Origin of the sequence: Streptomyces sp. NPDC005761, from assembly GCF_040630635.1 — a bacterium.
Taxonomy (GTDB): Bacteria; Actinomycetota; Actinomycetes; order Streptomycetales; family Streptomycetaceae; genus Streptomyces.
Map to the genome: position 1 here is coordinate 1 of NZ_JBEXXX010000033.1, position 26426 is coordinate 26426.

At 67.8% G+C, this 26426-nt stretch carries 29 protein-coding genes and 1 pseudogene; 18 read left to right on the forward strand and 12 right to left on the reverse strand.

Annotation, left to right across the window (positions count from 1 at the left end):
• Positions 1 to 400: 400 nt before the first annotated feature.
• Together ABZ434_RS25915 and ABZ434_RS25920 are read right to left on the reverse strand one after the other, a co-directional pair.
• On the reverse strand, positions 401 to 655 hold the full coding sequence (locus ABZ434_RS25915) for a hypothetical protein (protein WP_359141478.1): 255 nt from the start codon (positions 653 to 655) through the stop codon (positions 401 to 403).
• 26 nt (positions 656 to 681) lie between these two features.
• Complete coding sequence (locus ABZ434_RS25920) at positions 682 to 2025, reverse strand: hypothetical protein (RefSeq protein ID WP_359141481.1); 1344 nt, start codon at positions 2023 to 2025, stop codon at positions 682 to 684.
• 724 nt (positions 2026 to 2749) lie between these two features.
• On the opposite strand from ABZ434_RS25920, the gene ABZ434_RS25925 reads away from it, so the two are divergent.
• The 12 genes from ABZ434_RS25925 to ABZ434_RS25980 all read left to right on the forward strand — a co-directional run bounded on the left by ABZ434_RS25925 (position 2750) and on the right by ABZ434_RS25980 (position 13025).
• Positions 2750 to 4033 carry a TfuA-like protein gene (locus ABZ434_RS25925; protein ID WP_359141483.1) on the forward strand — a complete coding sequence of 428 codons (1284 nt, stop codon included), beginning with the start codon at positions 2750 to 2752 and terminating at the stop codon, positions 4031 to 4033.
• The gene (locus ABZ434_RS25930) at positions 4026 to 5165 is read left to right on the forward strand and encodes a YcaO-like family protein (RefSeq protein WP_359141486.1); all 1140 of its coding nucleotides are present in this window, start codon (positions 4026 to 4028) and stop codon (positions 5163 to 5165) included. The genes ABZ434_RS25925 and ABZ434_RS25930 overlap by 8 nt, the downstream gene beginning before the upstream one ends.
• A 45-nt stretch (positions 5166 to 5210) precedes the next feature.
• The gene (locus tag ABZ434_RS25935; RefSeq protein ID WP_359141489.1) at positions 5211 to 5990 is read left to right on the forward strand and encodes a hypothetical protein; all 780 of its coding nucleotides are present in this window, start codon (positions 5211 to 5213) and stop codon (positions 5988 to 5990) included.
• A gap of 29 nt (positions 5991 to 6019) precedes the next feature.
• The gene (locus ABZ434_RS25940; RefSeq protein WP_359141492.1) at positions 6020 to 6298 is read left to right on the forward strand and encodes a hypothetical protein; all 279 of its coding nucleotides are present in this window, start codon (positions 6020 to 6022) and stop codon (positions 6296 to 6298) included.
• Positions 6291 to 6740, forward strand: a complete 450-nt coding sequence (locus ABZ434_RS25945) for a hypothetical protein (RefSeq protein WP_359141495.1) — start codon at positions 6291 to 6293, stop codon at positions 6738 to 6740. The genes ABZ434_RS25940 and ABZ434_RS25945 overlap by 8 nt, the downstream gene beginning before the upstream one ends.
• The gene (locus ABZ434_RS25950; RefSeq protein WP_359141498.1) at positions 6737 to 7861 is read left to right on the forward strand and encodes an acyl-CoA dehydrogenase family protein; all 1125 of its coding nucleotides are present in this window, start codon (positions 6737 to 6739) and stop codon (positions 7859 to 7861) included. Before ABZ434_RS25945 ends, ABZ434_RS25950 begins: the two co-directional genes overlap by 4 nt.
• Positions 7861 to 8103: a hypothetical protein gene (locus ABZ434_RS25955; RefSeq protein WP_359141501.1), complete on the forward strand. Its 243-nt coding sequence runs from the start codon at positions 7861 to 7863 to the stop codon at positions 8101 to 8103. Before ABZ434_RS25950 ends, ABZ434_RS25955 begins: the two co-directional genes overlap by 1 nt.
• Entirely contained in the window at positions 8103 to 9662 is a 1560-nt protein-coding gene (locus ABZ434_RS25960; protein WP_359141504.1) for an amino acid adenylation domain-containing protein, read from the forward strand. The genes ABZ434_RS25955 and ABZ434_RS25960 overlap by 1 nt, the downstream gene beginning before the upstream one ends.
• A 14-nt stretch (positions 9663 to 9676) precedes the next feature.
• Positions 9677 to 10960: an MFS transporter gene (locus tag ABZ434_RS25965; protein ID WP_359141506.1), complete on the forward strand. Its 1284-nt coding sequence runs from the start codon at positions 9677 to 9679 to the stop codon at positions 10958 to 10960.
• A gap of 57 nt (positions 10961 to 11017) precedes the next feature.
• Complete coding sequence (locus ABZ434_RS25970; protein ID WP_359141509.1) at positions 11018 to 11914, forward strand: phytanoyl-CoA dioxygenase family protein; 897 nt, start codon at positions 11018 to 11020, stop codon at positions 11912 to 11914.
• A gap of 71 nt (positions 11915 to 11985) precedes the next feature.
• Entirely contained in the window at positions 11986 to 12540 is a 555-nt protein-coding gene (locus ABZ434_RS25975) for a hypothetical protein (protein ID WP_359141512.1), read from the forward strand.
• 137 nt (positions 12541 to 12677) lie between these two features.
• Entirely contained in the window at positions 12678 to 13025 is a 348-nt protein-coding gene (locus ABZ434_RS25980) for an SRPBCC family protein (RefSeq protein ID WP_359141673.1), read from the forward strand.
• Positions 13026 to 13348: 323 nt separating this feature from the next.
• On the opposite strand, the gene ABZ434_RS25985 is transcribed toward ABZ434_RS25980, so the two are convergent.
• A complete protein-coding gene (locus ABZ434_RS25985) occupies positions 13349 to 13819 on the reverse strand; it encodes a MerR family transcriptional regulator (protein WP_359141515.1) in 471 nt (156 codons plus the stop codon).
• Between the two features lie 47 nt (positions 13820 to 13866).
• On the opposite strand from ABZ434_RS25985, the gene ABZ434_RS25990 reads away from it, so the two are divergent.
• Entirely contained in the window at positions 13867 to 14736 is an 870-nt protein-coding gene (locus tag ABZ434_RS25990; RefSeq protein ID WP_359141518.1) for an MBL fold metallo-hydrolase, read from the forward strand.
• Between the two features lie 336 nt (positions 14737 to 15072).
• Here the strand turns inward: ABZ434_RS25990 and ABZ434_RS25995 are convergent, their stop codons facing one another.
• From ABZ434_RS25995 to ABZ434_RS26005, 3 genes are all read right to left on the reverse strand, one after another.
• Entirely contained in the window at positions 15073 to 15510 is a 438-nt protein-coding gene (locus tag ABZ434_RS25995; RefSeq protein ID WP_359141520.1) for a DUF2267 domain-containing protein, read from the reverse strand.
• Positions 15511 to 15583: 73 nt separating this feature from the next.
• Entirely contained in the window at positions 15584 to 15979 is a 396-nt protein-coding gene (locus ABZ434_RS26000; protein WP_359141523.1) for a DUF2267 domain-containing protein, read from the reverse strand.
• A 99-nt stretch (positions 15980 to 16078) separates the two neighbouring features.
• Positions 16079 to 16510, reverse strand: a complete 432-nt coding sequence (locus tag ABZ434_RS26005; protein ID WP_359141526.1) for an Hsp20/alpha crystallin family protein — start codon at positions 16508 to 16510, stop codon at positions 16079 to 16081.
• Between the two features lie 126 nt (positions 16511 to 16636).
• Here ABZ434_RS26005 and ABZ434_RS26010 point away from each other — a divergent pair, with 126 nt between their 5' ends.
• Positions 16637 to 17296, forward strand: a complete 660-nt coding sequence (locus tag ABZ434_RS26010; RefSeq protein ID WP_359141529.1) for a type III effector protein — start codon at positions 16637 to 16639, stop codon at positions 17294 to 17296.
• Between the two features lie 394 nt (positions 17297 to 17690).
• Here ABZ434_RS26010 and ABZ434_RS26015 read toward each other — a convergent pair whose 3' ends face one another.
• Positions 17691 to 18587, reverse strand: coding sequence for a hypothetical protein (locus tag ABZ434_RS26015; protein WP_359141532.1), 897 nt, complete (start codon positions 18585 to 18587; stop codon positions 17691 to 17693).
• A 64-nt stretch (positions 18588 to 18651) separates the two neighbouring features.
• Positions 18652 to 18810: a hypothetical protein gene (locus ABZ434_RS26020; RefSeq protein WP_359141535.1), complete on the reverse strand. Its 159-nt coding sequence runs from the start codon at positions 18808 to 18810 to the stop codon at positions 18652 to 18654.
• A 546-nt stretch (positions 18811 to 19356) separates the two neighbouring features.
• Between ABZ434_RS26020 and ABZ434_RS26025 the strand changes: the two genes are divergently transcribed.
• Positions 19357 to 19830, forward strand: coding sequence for a hypothetical protein (locus ABZ434_RS26025; protein ID WP_359141537.1), 474 nt, complete (start codon positions 19357 to 19359; stop codon positions 19828 to 19830).
• 177 nt (positions 19831 to 20007) lie between these two features.
• Here ABZ434_RS26025 and ABZ434_RS26030 read toward each other — a convergent pair whose 3' ends face one another.
• Complete coding sequence (locus ABZ434_RS26030) at positions 20008 to 20610, reverse strand: GPP34 family phosphoprotein (RefSeq protein WP_359141540.1); 603 nt, start codon at positions 20608 to 20610, stop codon at positions 20008 to 20010.
• A 564-nt stretch (positions 20611 to 21174) separates the two neighbouring features.
• Between ABZ434_RS26030 and ABZ434_RS26035 the strand changes: the two genes are divergently transcribed.
• Entirely contained in the window at positions 21175 to 21663 is a 489-nt protein-coding gene (locus ABZ434_RS26035) for an MSMEG_6728 family protein (RefSeq protein ID WP_359141543.1), read from the forward strand.
• 130 nt (positions 21664 to 21793) lie between these two features.
• On the opposite strand, the gene ABZ434_RS26040 is transcribed toward ABZ434_RS26035, so the two are convergent.
• Entirely contained in the window at positions 21794 to 22804 is a 1011-nt protein-coding gene (locus tag ABZ434_RS26040; protein WP_359141546.1) for a hypothetical protein, read from the reverse strand.
• Between the two features lie 116 nt (positions 22805 to 22920).
• Between ABZ434_RS26040 and ABZ434_RS26045 the strand changes: the two genes are divergently transcribed.
• The gene (locus ABZ434_RS26045) at positions 22921 to 23574 is read left to right on the forward strand and encodes a TetR/AcrR family transcriptional regulator (protein ID WP_359141549.1); all 654 of its coding nucleotides are present in this window, start codon (positions 22921 to 22923) and stop codon (positions 23572 to 23574) included.
• Between the two features lie 989 nt (positions 23575 to 24563).
• Positions 24564 to 24692 (forward strand): LPFR motif small protein, encoded by a 129-nt coding sequence (locus ABZ434_RS26050; protein WP_356314477.1) that lies wholly within the window; start codon positions 24564 to 24566, stop codon positions 24690 to 24692.
• 13 nt (positions 24693 to 24705) lie between these two features.
• Here the strand turns inward: ABZ434_RS26050 and ABZ434_RS26055 are convergent.
• Positions 24706 to 24846, reverse strand: a pseudogene (locus tag ABZ434_RS26055) (IS5/IS1182 family transposase); the annotation flags it as partial.
• A gap of 696 nt (positions 24847 to 25542) precedes the next feature.
• Positions 25543 to 26382 (reverse strand): NAD(P)H-binding protein, encoded by an 840-nt coding sequence (locus ABZ434_RS26060; protein WP_359141553.1) that lies wholly within the window; start codon positions 26380 to 26382, stop codon positions 25543 to 25545.
• Between the last annotated feature and the right edge of the window lie 44 nt (positions 26383 to 26426).

The following is a 26426-nucleotide window of genomic DNA, read 5'->3' on the forward strand; positions in this document are numbered from 1 at the left end:
CTCCATCCTCTCGCATGGCGATGAGCGCACCGGGCGGCTACTTGCTCTGCACGTTCATCCGTACGCACCCCTGCACATAGGCAAGTACGCCGACAACCCATTGCGAGCGGCCCCGATCGGGCTCCCCTGACTGCCAGCCATCGCAGATCACGAGCCGAGCTCCTGCTTCTGCTTCTGCTTCTGCTTCTGCTTCTGCTTCTGCTTCTGCTTCTGCTTCTGCTTCTGCTTCTGCGAGCATTCCGAAGGTGTCCGGGCCGCGGTCGCTCCGACAACGCATCGACCAACGTCCCTGTTCGTGCCTTCGGGCGCCGCAAGTGGGGTCGTCGTCTCCCCCGGCACGGTCGTAGACCACTGTGCGCTGGGATGATTCACGCTGGCCGGCCCCAGGAGGTGGTGCCGTTCAGATCCGTAGCGGCAGGTGGTCTGCTGTCAGGCCCGGATACGTGATCACGAAGACTCCGGAATCAGGTCCGGTCTGCACGGAGCGGGCGCGGATGACACGCGGGTCGACGTAGGAGGGCCAACGGGTGAGGGCGGACCACCGCAGGCCGTCGAGGGGGACGGTGCGAAGGTCGGTGTCGCTGAGGTCGGCCTCGGTGAAGTCGTCGGCGAACGCGCGGACGAGATCCGGATTGAGCAGGTCGGATGTGTCCAAGCCGGTCAGGATGGCGAACGCGCGCGTCAGACGAGATACCGCCGGTCCAGGCTCTTGGGTGCGATGGCCGGGTATGCCAGAAGGCGAGGCCGCGGGGCGGGCCGGCGCGGGTCGGGGGGAGCCGGGACGAGCCCGCGGCTGAACGGGTCGACGGCCATGGCCTGCGGGGAGAAGGACACGCTGCACTTCTGAGCCGCGGCCTCCAGGTGGTAGACAACGCCCTCGTGGACGACGTTCTCCGCTCGCGTCGCCAGGTAGATGAACTCCGGATCGATCTCGCGCAGCAGTGCCTTGGGTATGCGGGCGGGAAGTGTCAGCGTGTAGTACCGAGGCCAATCCTTGAACCTGTGGCGCTCAAGCCATGAGCGGCCGAATGGGCGGAGGCTGGTGAACATGGCGAAGGCCCATTCGAGCTTCACTCCTGTGACGACCAGGAGGAAGTTCAGGACGAAGGCCAGGGCGACCAGCACGTGGACGAGCGCGGCCTGACTACCGACGGGTTCCGGCCCCGCGGCGCGAGAGAGAACGGCCAGAGCGCACAGGGCGCCGAAGACCACGCCCTGACAGAAGTCCTTTGCCAGCCAGTTTGGGGGCCGTCGGCCGGTGGCGCTCCGACCCGTCGCCAAGCAGAGCAGGCCTGCGGTGAGCGCGCCGAACCCTACGCTGCTCGTGCCGCCGGAGATCGCGATCGATCCGGCGGGGGAAAGCGCCGTCACCCACAAAGCCATGGCCACGACAGAGAACGGAAGGTTTCCCGAAACGCCGAAAGCCAGATGCATCAGGATCGCGAGCCACAGGCTCCACTGCTCCCCGCCCGGGACGCACAGCAGGGCGCCCGCGGCGAACTCAACGGTGATCACCGCGACCGGAACCGCGTTCAGGAGGCGCGGGTGCACCCGGAGCCCGAGCAGACGCAAGTAGTGGGCGGTCACCACGCGGCCCGCGCTCCGGCCGGTGAAGAGGTATTCGTCGTTGACTTTGAGCAGCGCCGCGGTCAGGTAGACGCCCGCGAGGAGGTCCCGCGCGAGAACGGGGTGAACGGTCGCGGGGGCAAAAGCCATGACCGCAGCCGCAACGAACCCGAGCCATGAATGGTCGGAGAGCCTTCTGTGCGTCGCAAGCATCCAGTAGAAGGCGAGCACGACCGCAAGAGCACGTCCGGGGAGCGAGTGGGCTGACAGGACGACGAGGAGGGCAAGAGGAAGGGCGGCCACTTGCCCGAGCGCGGCTGCCGCCCGGGGAAGCCTTATGCCGAATACCGGAGCAAAGTGATGACCTACACCTGAGAATCCGTACTCCCAGTGCCTGTTGACCTGGTGGAAGAGCAGACTGGCTACCACCAAGGCCATGGGCGTGATTTGGAACGGCAATTGAATCCTCCGAGGTGCATCTCGTCTCATCGTCGCCCGCCCCCGCACGGGAGCTCTCCCGATGCGCTTGACGCCTCGATGTCCGCGCGCGGAATTCTGGCAACCGCTCCCGCCTGAAGATCCTGCATACCCTCGCGCGGGGCGTCAAGGGCGGATCCGGCGGGCCGGAAAGCCGCCGGATCTTCCGGTGATGCAGGACCGAGGAATTTGCCCCATTCAAGACCGTGTATGGCCCCCCTACGCCACGATCCGATCCCCATCATCCCTCTACGGAATGCCATATTCCAGTAAACACTGCCTCTTCGGCACCCTCGGAAGGCAAATGCGAGGTCAATTCTCGTTGACCCTTGTCGGTCGCGACGTGGAGGTGTGCGCGATAGCCGGAAGGGGGCCGCCAGGGCCGTTCGGACAAGATGCCCGAAATGCGCCCGCAGAAAGGTCACTAGACAGACGATCAGAGCTGGACGTAGCGTCCATTCGGCACCGCAAGGGTGCTGACACTTCCTCAATTAGCGATAGGGAGAAAGACATGGCTGACGTCATCGTCGAGACCGCCAGTGACATCGAGGAACTCACCAGCGAGGACTTCGAGGGTCTGTTCGCGGGAACCCCGCTGATCATCACCGACAGCGAAGTCCGCGACTGACGTAGTAAAAGGCGGTTCACGCTGATTGGACTGCTTGATCTGGTTCGGCCGGCAGACCGTTGAGACAGGGGGAAGGGTATGACGGTCCATGTGTTTGTGGGGCCGTCGTGCCCTGAACCTCTGGTGACGAAGAACTATCCTGAATTCATCCTGCACGGCCCCGTGAAGCACGGAGACCTCTTTCAGGGCACTCTTTCCGCAGGAGATGTCGCCGTCCTCGTGGACGGCATCTACCATCACCGTCTTGCCCTGCGCCACAAAGAAATCCTCGATGCTGTGGCACGAGGGGTCGCTGTGCTCGGGGCAGCCAGTATCGGGGCCCTGCGCGCCGCCGAGCTCGACCGGTTCGGCATGGTCGGTGTCGGGCGCGTCTACCGCTGGTACCAAGACGGTGTATTTGACGGGGACGACGCGGTGAGTGTCGCCCACAACGAATCCGGCTCACCGTCCGCAATCAACATTCCCCTGGTCAACCTCTATGCTGCCGTACTGGCCGCCTGCGATGCCGGAATGCTGTCACTTGAGGCGGGCCGGCGCTTGATGGCCCGGTTCGAGCACGAGTATTACCCGCTGCGCACGATGGAGCGTGTACTCGCCATTGCCAGGGAGTGCGGTGAGACGCCGTTCGCCGACTGGTACAGCGAACAGCGCACCGCCACTCCCGACGCCTTTGACCAGAAGCAGGCCGACGCGCTGGAAGCGTTCGCGCTCGCCGCGCGGCTCGGCAGCCGGACGAGCAGCGGTCCGCTCGGGACGGCGAGCGGTGATCGGGACTGGCGTACCGAGTATCACCGCCGCTGGCGCAACCGGTTCGCGGCAGCCGCTCCCGATCTGCACCACCGGCTCGCCTATCAGCAGATCTTCGACGTGCGGTTCCCCGACGTCTGGTGGGACTTCCTGCACAGCTCCGCCGATCAGGCAGGGGCCCTCCCATCGGGCGGGCTGCGCGCCCACGTGCTGCGGCAGTTGGGCCCCAGCGCCGTTCAGTGGCTCGATGACGTGAGACTGCGGCCCCGTATCACCAGGTTGCTGTGTCCCCTGCCCGACCTGGCCGATCCCGACGTGGCCAAGCTGCTGCTACGACGGGAGACGGCACAGGACCGGGTGCAGGCCTCCGACTGGCTGGAACAGATGCGTCGTCACTTGGATACCCATCCCGACCGCAGTCTCGGCAGGATCAGGGAAGCGGTCTGCACGCGGCTGCTCGCAGGGATCTGGGGCGTCGCCAGCCACGCCGAAATGGCCGGCGAGTGCGCGAAGAGAGGGTTTCCCTCGCTGCGCCAGGCGGCCGATGCCTTCCGCCCGTTCACCATCGGACACCTCTCCAGTGTCCGCGCGAGCGGAGAGCGTGATCATGTCTAAGGTCAGACTGCCTGGAACACACCGCGCGGTGGAACCCGAGACCACATGGGCACGGCTTCAGCCTCGACTTCGGGACTACGGAATCACCCGAGTCGCCGACGTGACGCGTCTGGACAACATCGGCATCCCCGTCTATCTGGCCGTGCGGCCCGACTCGGAGACCCTCGCCGTCTCACAGGGAAAGGGAGCATCGCCGATCCTGGCGAAGCTCTCCGCAGTCATGGAATCCATCGAGCTGTGGCATGCGGAGCGACCGGCGCTCGACACCTTCCTCTCCACGGCCGGCGGACTCGGTCTCCCGTACACGCTGAATGACCTGAACCTGCGCGTGACGGACGAGTGGATCCAGCAGATCGAACTGCCCTGGGTGTGGAGCCGGTCCCTGGCCGACGACCGTCCCGTACCCGTTCCACTCGACCTGGTCCGGCTCTCGTACAGCGGAGAGCACTTCATGCGTCCACGTGTCTTCGAGACGAGCAGCACCGGACTCGCGTCCGGCAACACGTACACCGAGGCCTGTCTCCACGCTGTCTACGAAGCGGTCGAGCGCGATGTGCTGGCAGAGTGCCCCTCCCGCACCGGGCCGGAGCGCATCCCGGTGAATCCTGCGACGGTCGGCAGCGTGCACCTGCGCACGCTGTTCGAACAACTCACTTCGGCCGCGGTCGAGTTCGAGATCACCTGCATCCCGAACCGGTTCGAGATGCCGACGTTCGCCGCGTACGTCTGGTCCCCCCTGTTCCCCATCGTGTGCGCCGGTTCAGGCACCCATATGGACCCGGACGTCGCCCTTTCCCGTGCGCTCACTGAAGCCGTGCAGAGCCGGTTGACGGAGATCAGCGCCACCCGCGACGACATCCCGTCGGACCAGGACACCACGAGGGACGCAAGCACCGATCCCGGCTTTCGCCCGCACTCGGCGGGGCTGAGCATGAAGGACGCTCTGCGGGGGCACGGCGCGAGCTACGACGACATGGGACAGGAACTGGCCGCAGCCGTGCTCCGGCTGACGGTCACCACCGGCCATACCCCCCTCGTGGTCCGGCTGTCCCAACAGTCCGAACCGTTCAGCGTCGTGCGACTCGTATGCCCGGGACTCTCCTACGCGGAGGGCCGCACGCTCTCCTCCTGATCAGCACGGCCTGAGATACGCACGCCCATGGATACGAGGATTCCAGTGAAGATTCAGCAGGACAGTTTCCAACACTCCCAGGGGTACACCCTGGAGTACAAGGTGACCGAGCCTGAGGTCGTCTCGAGCCCCTACCTGCACGTCCTCTTCCACGGCTTCAGCCGCATCGAGAAACACGTCCCGCCGGTCTTCGCACGCAAACAGTGGCAGCAGGCGGACCAGTCCGTGTGCCTCTCCTTCTCCGACCCCGTCCACCGCTTCACCCCGGACTCCTGCTGCGGCTGGTTCCTGTTGGGCGAGGAGGAGTTCATGCCGCGGATGCACGAGCTGCGTGCGTCCCTGCTCGAACGGCACGGCCTCAAGGGGACCGTCTGGCACGGCCTCTCCTCGGGCGGTTACGCGGCGCTCAAGCACTGTATGCGAGCAGGCGGCGACGACCTCGCATTCGTCGTCTCGCCGCACAACGACCCCACCGTTCTTCCGCAGTGGGAGCAGGAGGCCCGGCCGTTCGCGCATCTTCCTGCCATGGCCGCACCCGAGACCATGACCGACGTCCTCAGGGGCTGGGCCGCACCGGGCTTGGGCCGCTCTCTGCACGCGCTGGTGTCGGAGAAGGACTCCTACTTCGCATTGGAGCACCTGCGCCCGATCATGCGGAGCCTCGGGGGCCATGAGAGTGCCCGGGCCGTCATGCTCCGCGACGGCCGGGGCCATGGGTTCATCAAGGACGCCGACTACGACTCCCAGCTCACCGAGGCGATCCGCCGCTGGGAAAGCTACCGGGCACAGCAGTCTGCTGTGGCAGCGAAGGCCGGCCACGGATGACAACGCCCGATCAGAGTGAGGAGTACGCAGTGTCCGAAGTAGAGGTCATCCTCTCCACCCCCCTTGCACGGTTCGCCGATGGGGAGACCAAGTTCCGCGTGCCCGCCGGGACAATCCCACAGGTCCTGGGCAAGGTGTTCGAGCGACATCCGGCGTTGCGCCTGCGCGTGGCGGACGGTCTGGGGGCCGTCCTTCCCTTTGTCAGTGTCTACGTCGGTGAGGACAACATCCGCGACCTGGAGACGCCGGATGCGGCGGTGGCCCCGCACAGCACTGTAATGATCATGTCGGCGGTGGCCGGTGGCTAGTCCGGACACTTCGCGGAGCATCCGCGAAGCCACGGTCGCCGATGCCGGAGCCATCCGCGAACTCTATGGATTCGGCGCCGTCGAGGAGTTCGCCGCACGACTCACCGACCGCCGGACGGCATCGGGTACGACGCACTACGTCGCCGAGACGGACGGCCAGATCGTCGCGGCCTTCGCACTGACTGGCCTGGGCCGGCTGCGGCCCGGCGGCCGGGACCGGCTGATGCTCCACGAAATCAAGCTCCGGCCGAGGTTCCGGGGCGCGGGCGTCACGGAACAGATCTTCGACTGGCTGGCATCCAGCCGTTCGGCCGGAAGCGAGACGGAGCTTCTCGCACTGGCTCCGCTGGGACAACGGCCCGCCGCCTTCACCCGGTTCGGGCTGTCCGAGTCCCACCACGCATTCAAGTGGTCCGCTCAAGGCGGAGGTGGCCAGGCATGACACAGCACCCGACATCCGCCGACAGCACGGAGTTCGCCGACTGGCTGGGCGGGTTGCGAGAGTGGGCCGGCAAGCACCCCGAAGGACCGGCTGCCTGGCGCGAAGCAGCAGGCCAGGGGCTACTGTCTCTGGCCCTCCCGGATGCGGCAGGGGGCGCCGGTGCGGGATACGAAGCCGCTTGTATCGCACTGGACGCATTCGCCGAGGAGAGCGGCCTGAGCGGCCTTTCCTTCTCCATGGCCGCCCAGATGTGGGCATGCCAGGAGCCCATCCTCGAGTTCGGCACCCCCGGCCAGCACGACCGGCACCTGACGCCACTCACGGAGGGCACGAGCGTCGGTGCTTTTGCCGCGACCGAGTACGACTCGGGCTCCGACCTGCTGTCCCTGCGCACCCGCGCGGTACAGGACGCCGACGGACGGTGGCGGCTGAACGGATCGAAGACCTTCGTCACCAATGGCCCCACCGCCGATGTCTTTGTGGTCCTTGCCCGTACCGCCGAAGCCAGCGCGCTCTCAGGGCTCACCTCCTTCCTGGTCCCCCGGAGCACCCCGGGCCTGCAGATCGGCAAAGCGATGGCCAAGTCCGCTCTGGAGGGCGCCCAACTCGGCTCCCTCCTCCTGGACGACTGCGTCGTCGAGGACGCGGACCGACTGGGCCGAACCGGCGGCGGGTTCGCCGTGCTCATGCACGCCATGCGCTACGAACGGGCCTTCATTCTCGCGCCGACACTGGGACTGATGGCGCGGGCACTGCGCCAGGCGCGCGAACACGTGCGGACACGCACGCAATTCGGGCAGCCGCTGAGCGCGTACGACACGATCCGGCAACGCCTGGTCCGGATGCATCTGAGTCTGACCAGCGCGCGAGAACTACTGCGTGCCACGGCGCGTGCAGCCGACGGGGGCTCCCTGGACCATGGCCGGTCGGCTCTGACGAAACTGCACGTGAGCACGGAGTTCAACCGGTTCTGTCAGGAACTTCCGGACCTGTATGGGGGGTATGCGCTGCTGCCGGAGACGGGCGCCCTCGCGTTGACGGCCGATGCCGTGGCCAGCCGGTACTACTCCGGAACCTCCGACATGCAGATGAAGATCATTGCTGAAGGGCTGGGATTGTGATGACGGAAGACGCCGTGCTCGGAACCGTGGTCGCCGCGGTCCGGGAAGTAGCGCCGGGAGCGCACGTCGCCCACGACACGCCGCTCATCGCTCGTCGGATCATCGACTCCCTGTCACTGCTGAGTCTCGTCGCCCTCATCGAGAAGGAGTTCACCATCACCATCCGGGACTCGGAGATTCTTCCGGAGAACTTCGAAAGCCCTCTGGCAATCCGCGCGTTCCTCAAGACCAAGGGGTGCTGATGGGCGCTGGACGGTCGCTTGCGGACGATCTGCGGGCGACCGCAGCACGCTACGGCGACCGCACCGCTGTCATGGACGGGACGACCACCTTCACCTACGCAGAGCTGGACCGGTGCGCGCAGGCCATCGCGCACGCACTCACCGGCAGCGGCGTCAGGCCCGGGGACTGCGTCGTCTGGCACGGCGAGAAGAGCACCCTCGCGGTGGCGGCCGTGCACGGCATCCTCCGCTCCGGTGCCGGCTATGTGCCCGTCGATCCGGACGGCCCCATGGGACGCGCCGAACTCATCGTCGACCGCAGCCGCCCTCGGGCGCTGATGGCGGACACCGAGGCCCGGAACCAGTGGCGCACGGTGCTGCCCGGACTCCAGTGGGAGCAACTGCCCACCGGAGCCGAGGCCGCGGGAGACCTGTGGTGCGCGATCCCACATGCGACACCGCGCCCCGCGGTGGCCGATCTCGCCTATGTTCTCCACACCTCCGGCAGCACAGGCCTTCCCAAAGGTGTGGTGCACACCCATGCGAGCGCCTCCGCCTTCGTGGACTGGTCGGTCCTGGAACTCGGCCTCACGGAGCACGACGTGATCATCAACTCTGCTCCGCTGCACTTCGATCCCACGACGCTGCACCTCTTCGGTGCCGCTCGGGTAGGCGCCGCCGTCGCTCTGATGCCCGCGTCGGCAGCGCCGTTCGCCACCGCCTACGTCGACTTCTGCCGCCAGGTCGGCGGCACCGTCTGGTATGCCGTGACCTCGACCCTGGCCTGGCTCACCCGCCGGGGCAAGGACCTGCTGCCGGAACTCAAGACCCTTCGTGCGGCCGTGGTGGGCGGCGAGGTGCTGCAGCCGAGTGACGTGAACATCCTGCTCTCGGCTCTCCCCGGGGTGCGGCTACTGAACGTGTACGGTCCGACCGAGAGCAACGTCTGTACGTTCCACGAGATCGGCAGCCCGCTCCCCCCAGAGGCGGTCGTCCCCATCGGGAGGGCACTGCCCGGGGCAGAGATCGCCGTGGTCGATGAACAACTCATGCCGGTCGAGTCCGGCCGCCCGGGCCAACTCCTCGTACGGGGCAGCATGCTGATGGAGGGCTACCTCGATCCCGAGCAGACAGCCAAGGCCTTCGTCCGCACCAGCGACGAGCGAGCCTGGTACGCCAGCGGCGACCTCGTCCGGGAAAACCCGTCAGGGGAGCTCGAATTCATCGGGCGTGAGGACGCCCAGATCAAGTCACGAGGCTTCCGGGTCGAACTCGGAGAGATCGAACAGCAGGTTCGCACGTTCGACGGCGTCCACGACTGTATTGCCGTAGCGACACCCGACGCCGCCTTCTCCAACCTCATCACCACTTTCGTGACGGCAGGCCACGAGGACGACGTCGCAGCACTGCCCGGCCAACTGCGCACCCACCTCCCCTATTACATGGTTCCGCAGCGCATCGTCCTGCTCGCGGACGAACTGCCCAGGAACGCCAACGGAAAAGTAGACCGAAAGACCCTGGCAGAGCTGGCTGCCGATCCTGCACTCGGCGACACACCCGGCCTGACGATCATCCGCTGACGAACGGCAGAACCATGACGCTCCCTTCCACCGACGCCACCGCCGAGGACGACACCACCGAAGTCCTCAAGGTCCCCGCCTTCCGGCTGTTGTGGGCAGCAAACGGATTCCGCTACATCGCCTCCGAGGTCGCCGGATTCGCCCTGCCCGTCACCGCGCTCCTACTCCTGCACGCGACGCCGCTGACGATGAGCCTGATCTTCGTCTGCAGCCGAGCGGGATTCCTCACCGTAGGACTCCCCGCCGGTGTCTGGATCGACCGGTGGCGCAAGAAGCCGGTGCTGATCTGGGCCGACATCGCCTACACCGTGGCCTTCGGCAGCATCCCCCTCGCCTACTTCCTGGGGGGTCTCACCGTGGCCCAACTGGTCGTCGTGGCCCTCGTGGTGAGCCTGTCCGGCGTCTTCTTCGACGTAGCCCACAGCAGTGTGCTGCCCTACGTGCTGCCCCGACGGCGCGTGTCGGACGGCAACGCCCGTCTGCAGACGTCCGAGACGACGATTCGGGCGATATCTCCCGGCGTCGCCGGAGTCCTCGTCCAGAGCATCGCCGCCCCCGTTCTCTACTGCTTCGCTGCCCTGTGCCACCTGACGTCCGTCCTTCTCCTACGGCCCATGCAGCCCACCGGAGACATCGCACGCGGCAAGCCCGCGGCGGAACGAAAGTTCCGGGCAGAAATCACGGACGGCATCGGCATCCTCTTCAAACAACCTCTGCTGCGCCTGCTGCTCAACCAGGCCGCGCTGAACAACATCGGCGCCGGCATCATCTTGGCCATGCTGCCGATCTTCCTCCTCAACGACATCGGCATCGCCACCTGGACGTTCGGCTTGCTGTCGACGCTCGGTGCCCTGGCCGGGCTCGGTGCCTCGCTGGTCGCCCCCCGGCTGCGCCGACGGTACGGCGAGATACGGATGACACTCATCTTCTCGGCCCTGGCCCCGTTCGCCGTAGTGGCGGCACCGCTCGCAGGCGTCTTCCGGGGCGCCGCCGTGCCGCTGGTCGCGCTGGCACAGATCCTCATCGGCTTCGCCATCGTGGGCCGGTCGGTGTCCACAGCCGGACTGCGCGCCCGGGTGACGCCGAACGAATACATGGGGCGGGTCACCGCGGCATACAGCTTCGTCGTCCAAGGATCGACACCCCTCGGGGCCCTTGCCGGCGGTGTGATCGCCGACTGCTGGTCCACCGGCACGGCTCTGTGGGCGGGCGCAGTGGCCATGGGCATCCCGCTCATCCTGCTGCTGCTCTCCCCGCTGCGTCTCCACAGCAGACTTCCTGCCGAGTGGGAGGTCTGAGCCCTCGCCCAGGACCGCCCCGATCCCGAAGCACCGCACAGCTCACCTGGAGATACCATGACCACCGCTCTGGAGCAGGCCGCTGCCGAGTACGAGGAGCACGGCTTCGCTGTCATCCGCAACGTCATCCCCGAGGACCTCCTCGAAGAGGCACGAGCCCACGTCGAGTGGCTCACGACCAAATACCCGCAGCTGCGGCCCGAACACTTCCACCATCCCCTGATCCGCAACGACGCGTTCTGGGTCCGTCTGATATCCGACCCGCGGCTCGTGAACATCGGCGAGCACTTCCTCGGCCCCGACCTCGCGTGCTTCACCGCCCACTACATCTGCAAGCCCCCCTACGACGGCCAGCCGGTCCTGTGGCACCAAGACGGTGCGTACTGGAAGCTCGCGCCGATGAACGCCCTCACCGTGTGGCTGGCCATCGACGAGAGCACCACCGAGAACGGCTGCCTGCGAATGATCCCGGGGAGCCACAAGCTGCCGCTGTACGAACCGAATCTGCGCACGGACAAGGCCAACATGCTCTTCTCCGAAGCCGACAGCGCACTGGTGCGCGAGTGGGCCGAAGAGCAAGGCATCGTCGACATCGAGCTCAACCCCGGCGACGTCTCCATTCATCACCCGCATTTGCTGCACTGCTCGGAGGCGAACACCTCACCGAAGCGGCGCTGCGGACTCGACATCGGGTACATCGCCACCTCCACGCACATCGAGAGCCAGGGTCTCTACCTCGACCCCGTACTGGTACGGGGTGAGCCCGTCGAGGGAGTGAACAACTACCGGCCCCTGCCGCGGTACGCACCCAGCGAGACGATTGCGTTTGCCGGTCACGAGTCCTGGAACGACCAGCCTGGGGTAGCCCCGGAGATCGGCCCAGCCAGTGAGAACCCGATCGTCACGACCCAGCGCATGATCGAGCGGCTGAAAGACGGCACAGTCGCCCGCTGAACCGGGTGTGCCGGCACCGCGAGTCCGGCGAAGGCAGGTCCACGGCGGACCGGGAAGGGACGGATCAGGAAATGCAGCGAGTCGTGTACCTGCGGGACCGAGTCGACGGCCAGCGGATGAAGGACGTCGTCTATGTCCACCCGCCGCGCTACAAGGGTGAGGAGTTCCATAACCCGGCCGGGCTGCCACGCCCTGTGGTCGGCGGGCTCCCCTATCCGTGGGTGACCCCTATGGGCGACGAGGCGCCACTCTTCCGTGAGCTCGAACGTGTCAAGGCGGAACTCTGCCGCCGTCTTTGGGGCTGCCAAGTCTGCGGAAACGACCTCGGAGCCACGGCCTGGGCGGCGCTCCAGGAGCCGGCAGAGGGGTCGGCCGTGGTCTCCTCCGCCGCCATCCACCCCGCATGTCTGCAGCTCGCCGTGAAGTACTGCCCTGTGCTGGGAGATCCGGCCAGGAGGTACGCCTTCACCGAAGTACTCGAGGAGGACATCGTCGCTGTCTCCTCCGGAAACAGCGCCCCCGGCGACAGGTCACCAGCTGCTCGATGGCACCTGCTCCCCGCGGCTGAGACCTCGCAGCCCGACCGTACTCGCTCGTTCCTGTCTCTGACCCAAGTGCTGAGCTGAACTGGCCGCCGCGGTCGACGAGCGGCTCTGACGCGCGGTCGCAGCATGTCCTGTCCGCCCCCGACAAGCACACACCGCCCTCCTGTGAGCATGGTGGGGAGGTGAGAAGAACGGTGCGCGCTGCTGGCGCGGCAAGCGTGGAGACGGTCTGGCAGCGCTACGTCCGGACGGCGGCCTGGCCCACCTGGGCTCCGCAGATCCGGGCTGTGGAGGCGGAGGCGGAACTGCGAGCGGGCATGCGCGGCCGGGTGGTGCCCGTGGTGGGGCCGAGCGTCGCCTTCGTCATCGAGGCCGTCGACCACCAGGCCCGCACCTGGCGGTGGCGGGTGCAGGCAGGGCCGGTGCGGATGCGTCTGTGGCACGCCGTCCGAGCCCGTACGCCGTCCGGCACGGAAACCGAGCTTCACATCGACGGCCCTGCTCCGGTCGTGGTGGCCTATGCGCCGCTGGCGCAACGCGCGTTGCGCCGCCTGGTCGATCGCTGAGGCGGCGCTGACGGGCCGCACCAGGTGACGTATGAGTCATGGATTCCGTATGTGCCGACGACCTTCCGCACCGCAGGGTCGGCCTCGCCCGGCTCGGCATGGTTCGAGGAATTCAAGGCTCTGACGTCTTCCGCAGGCCGCCGAGTTTTCCATGGACCACGTCGATCCCCAGGAGACGGGATCGTGTCCACCGTCTGCAGTACGGTGACCGTCCGTCCCAGGGCGCGCTCCGCTGCGAAGCGACGTTGCTCCTGGTCGCTGCGAGGTCGGCTCCGAGCGCGTGTGCCGAGTCGAGTTCACATCCGCAAGCTCCGGCACATGGCCTACGGCCTCCACGTGGCACGTGGCTGACTCCCGTGCCGAGCGGGCGGGGGCGTGGGAGGGAGCGTTGCCGGTTCGGAGGTGGCCACGTTACCGACAGCGAGCTTGAAGTCGGGGCAGTCGACGATCGGCTCGTGGTCGCATGTGGCCGCATGGCGCAGGCTGTCACGAAGGCGCGTGAGCTGGCCCACCTGCTCGTCGAGGGCGCGGGCCCTGGCGGCCATACGGGTGCGCAGGTCGGCGTCGGAGGGCCGCGCCACGAGGAAGCGGCCGATCTCGGCAATCGAGAGTCCGGCGCTGCGAGCGCAGGTGATCAGCGCCAACCGGTCCAGTACGTCCGGCCGGTACGTACGCCGCAGGCCGTTGCGGCCCGCCGCGGCGATCAGTCCCTTCTTCTCGTAGAACCGCAGAGCGGAGGGAGCGAGCCCGGATCGCCGGGCGACTTCGGCGATGTCCAGCAACGCAACGTCCATCAAAGCTCCTTGACTTGAAGCGTGCTTCAAGTCGCAGTCTAGGCGCTATGAAGATTCATCACCTGAACTGCGGCTCGGTCCGCACGATCGAAGCCACCTACGAGGGCCCGCAGCCCGCGCCCGCTGTAAACCACTGCCTGCTGGTGGAGACCGACGCGGACGGCCTGGTCCTCATCGAGACGGGGCTTGGCCTCGGTGACGTCCGGGACCCGGCGGGCACGCTCGGCAAGGACTGGGTCACCATGGCCCAGCCCACCCTCGACGAGGCAGAGACGGCCGTCCGGCAGATCGCCCGGCTGGGTTACGCCCCGTCCGACGTCCGCCACATCATCCTCACCCACCTGGACGTCGACCACAGCGGCGGCCTCCCCGACTTTCCCGATGCCCACGTCCATCTGCTCGCCTCGGAACTGAGCGCAGCACAGGCCCAGTCGCCCAGCTTCCGCTACCGGCCGGCCCACTGGGCCCACGAACCTCGCTGGGTTCCCTATGGCCCCGAGTCCGATGAGCAGTGGTACGGCTTCACGGCATTGCAGGCGAAGGGGCTGCCGCATGAGATCAAGCTCATCCCACTCGGCGGTCACACCGAGGGACACACCGGTGTCGCCGTGCACAACGGCGAACGCTGGCTGCTCCACTGCGGTGACGCCTATTACTACCACCGCGAACTGGGTGCCCAGAAGGAAGTGCACCCCGTGCTCGACACCGTTCAGACCCTTTCGCAGGTCGCGCCCGATCTGCGGCTGGGTACCCAGGCCCGCTTGCGTGAGCTGATCCGTGAACACGGCGACCAGGTCGAGGTCTTCTCTGCGCATGACCCGTGGGAGTTCGCCCGCTACGCGGATACGGCGGGCCGACAGCCCGAACGATCCCGCGGCTTCTCGGCGCCCCACGACTACTCCGGCCAGGAGGTCTGAGAACGCAAGGTCGGCCGGTCACCCGTGTCGCGCGGGAAGGGGCGTGCCGTGGCGGTGGTGGAGGGGTTCGGACCAGCGGCCATGAGACCGCAGACGCGGCGGACGTTTCGATCCCCTGTGCAATGCCCTGCGCGTCGCATTCGCGGTGGCCTCGGGGTGGTGCAGGCCCCGCTCTCGTATCAGCGCGGCAGCCATCGTGAACGTCGCCCCTCAGAGGCAGTACCCCGCCCCTGAACAGCCCGCCACTCCGCCCGGAGCGCGGGCCGCCGCCACCGCCTCCCGGGGCCGGCATGGCCGCAGGCCCCGGGAGGCGGTACCCGGAGGAGCGTGTGGCCCCTACGCGGCCTGGATGAGCTCGGCGCGGCCGAACAGGAGAGCGTAGCCGTTGGGGAGCCGGCGCAGGATACGGGTCAGCAGGTCGGGGCCCGCCAGGGCGGCGACGGCGGTGAGGACAGCTCCGGTGTCCCAGCGGATGGTGGCGGGAGTGGCGCCGGCGCGGTCGGCGAGATCCTTGACGAAGGACCAGCCGGTGAGGGGCTGGAGGTCGGGGATCTGGGCGGTGAGAACGGTGGCGGCCTCAACGGGCAGGCGGGCAGCGAGTTCCACGCGTTCGTCGCCCGTCAGCTGGCGCCCGAGTCCCGAAAGGACGAGACGAACAGCCTCCTCGGCCCGCTCCCGGGAGGGGTAGGCGCCTTCGTAGCGGACCTTCTCCAGCATCTGCCTGTACGTCATCACGAGCGGGCGCTGGAGCGGTGCGCGCAGGTCGGAGATCACTTCGGTGGGTTCCTTCCGGTATCCGAGGCGGTGGTGCCGGTTCCCGGGCAGACGGGGCACCGGCGGTTGGTCGTCAGGTGGGCTGGGGGCGGCCGAACAGGAGGTCGTAGCCTGCGGGCAGCTGGAGCAGGATCTGCCCCAGCAGCTCGTCGCCTGCCGCGTCGGCGACCGTGCTGAGGACTGCGCTGACGTCCCAGGCCGCGGTCGCTTCGGTGGCCCCCTCGATCCAGGCCGCCGTGGCCCGCACGAACCGCTCCGGCAGGAGGGGCTCAGCGCTCTGCAGCGGATTGAGGAGGATCAGGGCGAAGCCCTCCGGCAGACGCGCCGCCAGCTGGGCGCGCACCTGGCCGACCAGGTGTGCGCCGAGCAGGGCCAGCACCACGCGGGCCGCGCGTTCAGCCTCCTGCCGACTCCCGTACTCGCCGCGTTCCTTCACATGGTCGAGGAATGCTTCCCATCTCAGAGTCATGTCGGCCGCCACCCTTTTGTTCGGTCTGGTGGTTACGCGGGGCGGGGCGAGGGGGGAACCAAGTGCTCCTCCCCCGCCGAACCGCCCAGGACGCCGGACTCAGCCGGAGATCTGCTTGCGGGAGGATTCCCCGCCGACGGCGACCTTGCGGGGCTTGGCGCGCTCGGCGATCGGGATGCGCAAGGTGAGCACCCCGGCGTCGTAGTCGGCCATGATGCGCTCGGTGTCCAGCGTGTCGGCCAGCACGATCTGGCGGGAGAAGACACCCAGCGGCCGCTCCGACAGCTCCATCACGACGTCGTCGGCCTTCGCCGCGGGCCGGCGCTCGGCCTTGACCGTCAGCATGTTCCGCTCCACGTCGATGTCGATCGCCTCCGCGCTGACGCCGGGAAGGTCGAAGGCCACCACGTACTCGTCACTCTCGCGGTAGGCGTCCATCGCCATCACCGACGGTCGCGACCAGGTACCGGAGCTGGTCAGCTGCTGGGCGAGACGGTCGAGCTCGCGGAAGGGGTCGGTGCGCATCAACATCACGAAACACCTCCAGAAGGTTCGGGCAGTACCTGCCAATGCGCTGCACTGAAACCGTTGTAGCATGTCATCCAATGGATGACAAACACGATGTCATCGAAAGGACGACACCTGAAAGAGGGATTCATGGCAGCAGCCGACCCATCGGCCTCCACCGGCGCCGACGCCCACAGCCCGGCGTCGTTTCTTGCCGCCGCGGCAGCCCTGGAAACCATCGACAGCGCCGTACGCGCCGCCCAGCACGAGGACGCCGGTGCCCCCACCGGCGAGGACACCGACGCGGAGCGGGCCCTGACCTCCCTCCTGCTCCTGCGCCACGTCCGCGAGCAGCTGGCCGGGTGGGAGTGCGGCCTGATCGAAACCGCCCGCGACGCCGGAGCGAGCTGGGCCGACCTCGCCCATCCCCTCGGCGTCGCCAGCCGCCAGGCCGCCGAACGCCGCTACCTGCGAGGCCGCCCCGGCGCCCCGGGCACCACCGGAGAACAGCGCGTCCAGGCCACCCGCGAACGCCGGGCAGCCGACCGCACCACCGCCACCTGGGCCCGGGACAACGCCGCCGACCTACGCCGCCTCGCCGCCCAGATCACCAACCTCACCGACCTTCCCAACGCCGCCCACCACCCCCTCAGCCAACTCGACACCGCCCTCGCCCAGGACGACCCCGCCGCGCTGATCCCACCCCTCAACGCCACCCGCCCCCACCTCACCGCCACGCACCCCGACCTCGCCGCCCGACTCGACACCCTCACCGGCCCCGCCCACGACAAGCCCGACAACCATCCGTGAAGGCGACCCCGGGCACCCACCCCACAACCGGAAACCGATGCCTGCCCCGCTGCCGAAGCCGCCCGGAAGCGTGGTCTCGCCCCCGGCCGCGCTTCGTCGTCCGCCAGATGCCCGATCTCGCCCCGGTGCGACAGGTGCTAGCCGCGGAACTGGGGGCGGACACGGAATCCCTCCTCATGCCCCAAGAGACCCAACGCACCTAAATTCCTTCGTGCGAGTCGGGCCGGCTCAGGGAGCGGAGTCCGGCGCCGCTCCTCGCAAGGCGGAGGTGCGATCGACACGGAGCGTCACCAACTGCTGGCAACACCGCGGGGTGCGGTGCCACAGCGGGGCACCCCGGCGTGATCCAAACGAAACCGCCTGCCAGCCCTCTTCAGCTACCCGCCGATCACGCCTACAGGTCAGCGCTGGCGAGGAGCGCTTCCGCCTGTTCCCGGGTGAGAATCGGCGGGGCCGGTGCCGGTGAGGGACACGGGTGTGGGTCGCGGCGAGACGACAGCATCCACTCCGCGAAGGGGCTGTCGGTCTCCGCGCCGGCCACGATCCGCTCACGCACAGCCAACGGGGTGTCCGGACGGGCTGAGATCGCGTTGCGGACAAAGGTGTCTGGATCCTCTGCCAGCAGATCACGCAGACCTGTAGGCAGGTCCGGATGGGCGGCGGTGGCCTCGCGCACTGCGGAATCCGAATCGGTAGCCAGTTCAAGCGATGGGGCTACGTATGAAACAGCGCCGGCCCGGGTCACAGGGTCAGCGAGCAGACCTGGCAGCAGGTCCGCCGGCGGGAAGTAAGCCGAAACGCTATCCCTGCGGATGTTGGGATCGGCATCCGTCAGCAGAGCCCTACGCACCCAGTCCGGGGCATCGCGCCAGTGCCGGATGATCGACGACCGCACAAGGGGCTCTGGGTCTGCGGCCAGGCGGGCCAGCAGTTCCGGCGGCAGGCGGTCGTTCATAGCGAGGAACGACCGCACGGAGGAATCTGGATCGTCTGCCAATCGGGCCAGCAACCCTGGCGGCTCGTCCGCGACGCTCGCAGCCACCCCACACCGGACCGACGGCTCCGGGTGCTCCGCCAGGCGGGCCCTGATATCTGCGGGCACGGAGGTGTTGGCTGCGAGAGAACGTGCAGAGCCGAGTTCGATGATCTCCTCGATCAGCTGCTCTGTCAGGTCCCGGCGCCTCAGCGCCACCGAGCGGCGGGCCACCGGATGCCGGAGCAGACGCCACACCAGATCGACGGGCAGATCCTCTTGAGCTGCCAGCGCGCTCAGTTCATCATCCAGACTCATGCACCGCAGGCTAAGCGTCTGCACGGAGATACCTACGACAACGCCATCTCGCCCGGCTCGCTGATCAGCGGTGACCATTCTCCGGGGCGTCGGCCGGGTCGTCGTGCGGCGGGCCGGCGTCGGTCAGCAGCTTCTCCAACCGTCCTGCGGTGCGGTTGTGGCGTTCGACCTCGCGGGCCCACCCGTAGTTGGCGGCGTCGGCGGCGAGAGTGTGCTCAATCATGCGCCGTGCCCGTAGCCCGCGACGCATAGGCGGGCGTGGTCACGCACTTCGCGCAGGTCAGCTAGAGGTCGCACTCGCAGGGGCTTTGGGCAGGGAGCCGCAGACAGTGACCGAGTTCGAGTTCGTCTTGAAGAAGTTCGTCTTCAGCCAATCGACGGCCGCCTCGGTCAGATCTCGGCAATGTGCTGGAGCCAGCCCAGGCAGTGGTCGCGGGTCACGCCGGCGAACGAGTCGATCTCGGGATCACTTCGGCTCGGCGACCCGCCCACCCCGGTCCCCGAGCCGGTGGCCGCCCTCCTACTCGACTACCTCCAGGCCCTGCCCGACAACACCCCTGCCATCAACCAGAACTCGGACTGGCTCTTCCCCGGCCACCGCCCGAGCCAGCCCTGCACGATCAACGACGCCTACCCATCTCAGACCCCAGATCCATTCCAGCGCCGCCCTCTGCGCGGGCCTGCAATCTCCGTTGCGGCCGGGGCTCCCCGTGCTCCCTCGGCCCTGTCAGCCGGCATCCGCGCACCCTGCCAGGGCAGGATCGCTGTCATGGCCAAAAGAATGGGACCCAAGGACCAGCCGGACGACCGGCATGTGCGGCCCGACGGTGTCAGCGATGCGACGGTCGAGGCCCTCGGCACCCTCTCGGAGGCGCTGGAGACCGTAGAACAGGCTCGCGGACACCTCTATGCGTTTCACCAGCTCACAGGCGGGGCCGACCTGAAACTGGGCAAGGCCGTGGAGCAACTGCGCAAGGCAGGCCACCCGAAGCATGCGGACTTGGTGAGTCGCGAAATCGTCGGACGCAACGTCCTGCCCGGCCGCTGGACCTTTCAGGTCATCGAGTCGTACAACGCCACCTATTACCGCCCGTTCACGGGCGTCGAGGCGCAGGTGCGCGAGGAACTGGTCGGGGGCCGGGAGCATCTCTATGAGGCGGAGATGAAGGAGGAACGTCGTACCAGCAACCACCCGGCCCACGGCGCGCAGCCTTCCGATGCGGAAACCGGTAGTGGGGCATGAACGTCGGCGACCGAGGGGCAGGGCCCCAGGATCCAGGCATGGCCGCCCACCGCGATCACGGGCCCGGCGCGTCGTCGACCTTGCGGGTGAGCCACGCACTCTGCTGATGCGGGAGCCCTGCACCGAGGACTCAGCGGCACGACCGGACTCGACCGGACTCGCGTACCCGGTCTGAGCTCACGGCCCGCGCCAGACGTTGGCGAAGGCCGCGTTCTCGATGGTCCGCCTCTGGCGTACGGCTTCCAGTTCCATCACCGCCTCGTGGACGACAGCCATCACGGTCGTCACCGCCTCGTCGTCGAAGCCCGGCTCGTCGCCGGATCCTCCGTCCTCAACACCCAGGACCGAGGTCAGAGCGGCGAGGACGGGTTCCTTCTCGGCCCACCGCTCGGCCGCCCTGGTGCGCGCGGGCGTATCGGCCGGTTCCACGCGCTCCGACCCGAAAGGCAACCGTCCGGTTCGCTTGCGCGTCAGCACACCGTCCTCTTCCAGGACCGCCTGGTACGTGGCAGAGAGGTCCCGGCCCCGGCGCCACAGCCAATCCTCGACCCGCTCGTAGGGCTCCCGTCGAATGAGGCCGTCCGCAGCCCCGCGCATGAGCCGGTCTTCGGTTGTCGCGGCAGATGGACCCGGCACGATGTAGTCGCCGTCCACCACGACCGCCTCCGCCCTGAGGAGATCGATCAGCTCGGCTGCCGCGAGTGCGAGCGACAGGTCGCCCTGTCCCACGGAGTGTTTTGGGTCCATGGCGATGATGAACAGGTCTTTCGCCGTGGTCATGAGACGGCCCCCTCGAAGACATCGACAAAAAGTGCGTACTCATCAGCTGGGCGGGCGCGTGTGACCCGTCGGCGGACAGGCATTCGTCCCCATCAGTATCGCTCTTTCCCTCGCGACCGCAGCCTCTTCCACCGGCGGCAGCCCGCCCGCGGACCACGGGGCCTTCCGGGCCGGTCGGCAGCATCGCTGGACTGGCACCGCGACCGGCTCGGACTCGGCTGCCGAGAGGATAAAGCCGGCGTTCCCGACACGACACCGCGCACGCGCGCACCACGAAAGCGCGGTGCCCGGCACCGTCAAGGACACGAGTGCGCAACCGCCACCTGGAGGTACCAGGCCCCAGCCGCTACGGAATACGCGGAGCGCGCTGCGCGTCCACGCAGTGCCGAGTGCGGCCCGGCGGCGTCACCCGGGCGGGGCGGCGGAACGAGCCACAAAGGCGCCGGTCCGCGTCGGCGGAGGCACGACGTAGGAGCTCCCGCCCGCAATGACGCGATCCGCTCCTCGCCGGCGACACGGCGACGCCCGAACGCGCAAAAGCACACGCACAGGTAGACAGACCATATGCAGACATTTCTTCCCTACCCCGACTTCACGGAGTCGGCGGCCGTCCTGGATTCCAGGCGACTCGGCAAGCAGCGGGTAGAGGCCCTGCAGGTGTTCCGCGGCCTGACCGTGCCGGGCTACGGGTGGCGCAGGCACCCGGCCGTCCGCATGTGGGCGGGATACGAGGAAGCCCTGGTCCGCTACGGCCTGGACATCTGCACGGCCTGGACAGCCGAGGGACGCGCCGACACCTGCGCCATCACCCTCATGCAGGACTTCAGCTCCCACCTGCACACCACGACAGTCCGCACCCAGGCACAACTCGCCGCGGACGGAGAGCTTCCACCATGGCTCGGCGCGGCCGAGTTCCATCGAAGCCATCAGTCGGCATTGCTCCGCAAAGACCCAGCGCACTACCGCGGCCGATTCCCTCACGTTCCGGACGACCTGCCGTACGTATGGCCGGCATCGGACCGCTCCCCCGAGCCAGGACCCGGGACCCGGTAACCCCTTCTCGACCAGGTGCAGTACCTGGTCCGTGCGCATGCGCCGGCCGCCAGAGGTGGTGAACCGGTGGTCGACGGACACTGCGAACACGTGGCCGATGCCGGCGCCTGGTCACTGTGTGCGGGGCCTGTCACCTCCGATACCGCTGCGACACTGCCGCGAAGGCGGCCTTGGGTTCCCATTCCATATCGGGGTAGGTCTGCCCCCGGCGCCCTTCGAGGAGTTTGACGATGCCCAGGCCGGCCCGGTCCAGATCGTCCCTGGGGTCGCCGTCGGGGCGGTGCGGGTAGCCGGGCAAGGCGAACAAGAACACGAACGCGCTGTCCACGCCCTCGGTCTCGAAGATCTCCAGCAGCTCGCTCAGATACGCGGCCTGGCCGGCCTCGTCACGCTCATATATGCCGTTGAGCCGTACGGGGGCCTTGGTCTCCGGGTCGTGCTCTACCACTTCCAGCACCCGCCCACCGCGGTCTCCCGCGCCGCGGTAGGCCGCGGTGCCGAACCCGGTGATGGCGAGCGGCTTCAGGCCCTGGGCCAGGGTGCGCACCGCGTCCCGGAATCGGTCGGCGACCTCGGCGGAGCGGATCAGCTCGAACGTCACAATGTCGAAGGGAGTCCAGTCGACCTGCTCGAACTGGATGGATGCGTAGGTGAGTTTGCCCTGGAAGCGCTGGCGGACCATGGCCGCGGCGTCGCGGAGGAATCCGTTGATGCACACGCCGAGCTCGCGCATCGCTTCGGCCCGCCGCTCGGGTTGGCTCATCAGCTGCACGACCCGCTCCTCGGGGCTCTCCCCGGGCAGGAACCCGCGGTTCATCACGCTCACCTCGACCCCTGCGACGAACACGACTGCGGCCCCCTGCTGCCGGAGCCGTTCTGCTCGCTCGGCGCAGTCGCGGAAGAGCGTGAAGATCTGCTCCGGATCCAGCTCCAGCGGATAGGGCGAAAACCAGACCTCCAGGCCGAGTTCGGCGGCGGCACCGGCGGCCATCTCCAGTCGGTCCGGGTCGCCGCCGATGATCTGGACCGCGTTGCAGTGCAGGTCGTCGCGGATAATGGCGAGCTCGCGCCGGACCACTGCAAGGTCGAAGTGCTCGCGGGATGTCTGGCCGTGTACGACGAATCCGGTGTCGTAGGTCATTCCTCTTGCTCGCATGGTGACGCCCTCTCTGCCGGTCTAGGTCGGGTCGAGGCTCACAGGAAAAGTGCGTGCACGCAAGTTTGCGTGCACGCAGCCCTGTGTGGAACGCTGACCCCGTGACGACACCACCACCAGGGCTGCGGGAGCGGAAGAAACAGGCCACCCGCGAGGCCCTACGCGAGGCGGCTCTGCGCCTGGCCGTTGAGCACGGACCGGATCAGGTGAGGGTCGAGGACATTGCCGAGGCAGCTGGGGTCTCGCCGCGCACCTACAACAACTACTTCGCCAGCCGCGAGCAGGCCATCGTCTCCGCTGTTACCGCTGACCGGGACGCGCGGATCGCGGCGGCGGTCGCGAGCCGGCCCGCAGGAGTGCGCCTGGCTGACGCCATTACCGAAGCGGTGGTCGAGCAGTACACGAACGCCGGCGAGCGCGAACACGAGGCACTGCTGCTGATCCCCACCCGGACCGCGCTGCGTGACGCGTTCCTCGATACCACCGCCGACATCGAGCCCCCCCTCACGGCGGTGATCACCGAACGCCTAGGTGACGCCGGAGCGCACACAGCCCACGTTCTCGCGGCGAGCGTGGCCGCGGCCGTTCGCATCGCGCTGGAAAGCTGGCTCCCGCCGACCGGAAACGCGGCGGCCGGGAATTTCTACGCCGGAGGACTGGTCGTGCCTTCCGGCTCACTGCCCGACCGACTCCGCGCAGCACTGACCCCGCTCGCGCCCGCGTTCGACGCCGCGGAGCGACGCACCCAGCCGTGAAGTCGACCCCACTGGGGAATCCGCCGGGCAAACAGTGGATCCGTAATATGCCGATGCGCCCGGCCGTCATCATCCGCGTCAGCCGATCCGACGTAGGTGTCAGTCGATTCTACGTAGATGACGCGGTGTCAGGTTGCGATCTACGAACGGAGTACTAAGCAGACACAAGAAGCCTTGAATAGCACGGACAAAGGCCAGAGAGCCGGCCCGCCACCTCCAGCGATGCTCCCGCTCCGGGCAACGTCAACGCCGCTATGGGCGCCGTCGACGGGAACGGAGATTCACTTCACCACTCGCATCCATAGGGGGACCACGGTGCCCCGCCCGCCGCGGCGTCGTCTTTCCGCCGACGTGTTCGTACGCAGGCAGAAACACCTGGAGCAAGGAGGCTCCGGGGTGTCTCCTCCCGTCACTTCATTCGGGGTCGCAACGGCCGACCGTCTTCAACTGTGCCGGCACGGATAAAACCGTCACTTCATCGTCATCGCCCTGCCCAGGCGAACCCGGCATACCCTTACCACGCCCTCGCGACCTGCAACGATACCGAGCAGAGTGTGAGCCGAACGGCAGATATTCGGTCCGTACAAGATGCCAGCACGTCTCCACCTCGAGGACGGCGCTTGGCGCCCACGGGCCAGGTCACCCAGCAACTGATGAACGGCCGATCCGACCTCACCAATGTCATGTCAGGCACACTGTAGGAACAGGTCCCGGATGGATGGAGGACGGGTAGACGAGCACGTGAAGTCTCAGCGGACACGGGCGATCCTGGTCGGGGCCCCGTGTACCAGAAGCTTCGTCGTCGTGCTGGCCTTCCAGCCTCGCTGTCAGTGCCTCGAGGTAGATAATTCGCCCACCGGCCCCCTGTCGGCGAAGCGTCGCCCCCTCAGCCTTGTCGCCTTGGTTTTCCCGCCGACAGGCCGGGTACGCGTTTGATCAACAGCGTATTGCGGCACACCGTGCCGGCGCCATCGATCGGAGGAAGTAGAATGCTGAAGGCAATTGCAGACGTATTTCGTTCTGTCGGCGGTGCCATTGCCACCGTTGTCACTCTCCCCTTTCGCGCTGTCGCGCGGCTTTTCGGCGGAGCTTCCGACACCGCTCATGGCCACCACTGAGCCTCTTCCATCTTGACCAGGTGGCGAGTTCGAGCACGCGGACGGCCCGGACGACGGCGGTGATCCGAGTAGTGCTGCAGCGGAGCGTTCGCAAGGCACGCCAGCATGTGAGGGTTGCCGTGGCACGTCCACCGAGGCTGCGGATCCTGGCGTGATCGCGGTTGTGACGTCGGCGTCTCGCATGTCGACACCCATATCACCCGGCTCGGTGGGCCGATCAGCGGCGCAGGTTCTTGCCCCGAAACGGAACGCGGACAAGGACCTGCGCCCTGGTATGCCTTGCCCGGCCGCCACTTGACGTGGTCGGCGGCCAGAGCTGCTGGTCGACTCCGGCACCGCCGATTCAGCGAAGCGCATTGCTCGCGGACGGCTGGATCGCACGCCATCCCGAACCAGCCGCGACCGCTTTCCCGGTCGCACTCGTGCCGTGTTCCTACGCGGCGCGCAGCATCAGATCCGCAGGCACGTGGCGAGTTGCTCCCACTTCCGTACGGGCAAGGAGTCGGAATGGTGGTCACAAGGAGGAGGCTGACATGGCCGGCTCCGACTCGAAGTACTCCTGGACGCGGGGGGCGGTGTCCGCGGCGCGACCGTGGGACCGCCCCTGCGCATCGACCACCCGGCTGTCGAGCGCGCGTGTCCAAGTCCACGCAGCAAGTCGCGGCGTTTCGACAGGGCGACCGCAGCCGTGGTGCGGGCCTACGGGGTTGGCTGCGCATCGATTCGCTGCGGCTGAAGCGGCCGTTACGGCCGACTGGTGGGCCGCACCGGCGTCAGCTTCGGGTCAGGTTCCTCGACTCTCAGCATTGGAGCACCGAGCACGAACCCAGTTCCGGCGGCATGACCGGACTCAGCGGAACGCGGTGACATTGCGGGCGGCCCAGTCGGCGAACGGGTGCGGGGCACGGCCGAGTACCTGCTGGACGTCCGGGCTGACGCGCAGCTCAGCCGGGCTCGGGGAGCCGAGGATGTCCAGCGTGTCGTCGGCAAGCTCCGCCGGCATGCTCTGGGTCATGGCGGCCTTCGCCTCGTCGCGGGTGAGCTCGTGGAACCTGACCGGCGAGCCCAGCGCGGCGGCGATGGCCTCCGTCTGTCGGCGCGGGGTGATCACCTCCGGGCCGGTCAGCTCGTAGACGCCGCCGGCGTGCCGGTCATCCAGCAGGCAGGCCGCCGCGACCGCGGCGATGTCCGCCGGGTCGATGATCGGCACCCCGACGTCACCGAAGGGCGCGGCGACGACCTGTTGTGCGCGGACGGACTCGGCCCACCACAGCGCGTTCGAGGCGAAGCCGCCCGGCCGCAGGATCGCCCACTCCAGGCCGGACTCCCGCAGCCTGTCCTCCAACGCGCGCATCGCGATCCGCGTTTGGCCGGAGGGCCTGGTCACCACGCCCAGCGTGGAGAGCAGAACGACCCGGCGGGTCCCGCCGGCCGCAGCTTCGCTGATGATGTCGGCAGGGTTGGCTCCCGTGGCGTGCAGGTCGCCGGACAGCAGCAGGAACAGCGCCTTCGCCCCGGCCAGCGCGGGCTTGAGACTGGCCGGCTCGGCCAGGTCGGCCGTCAAGTGGCGGACACCGTTCGGAACCGCCGCCGTGTGTCGTGACACCGCCATCACATGCTCGCCCGCCTCGGACAGCGCCTGCGTCAACGGCCGGCCGATATTCCCGGTAGCCCCGGTCACTACGATCATGGTCAGCTCCTTGTTCGGAAGTGCTCTGTGGCCTTCACGCTAGG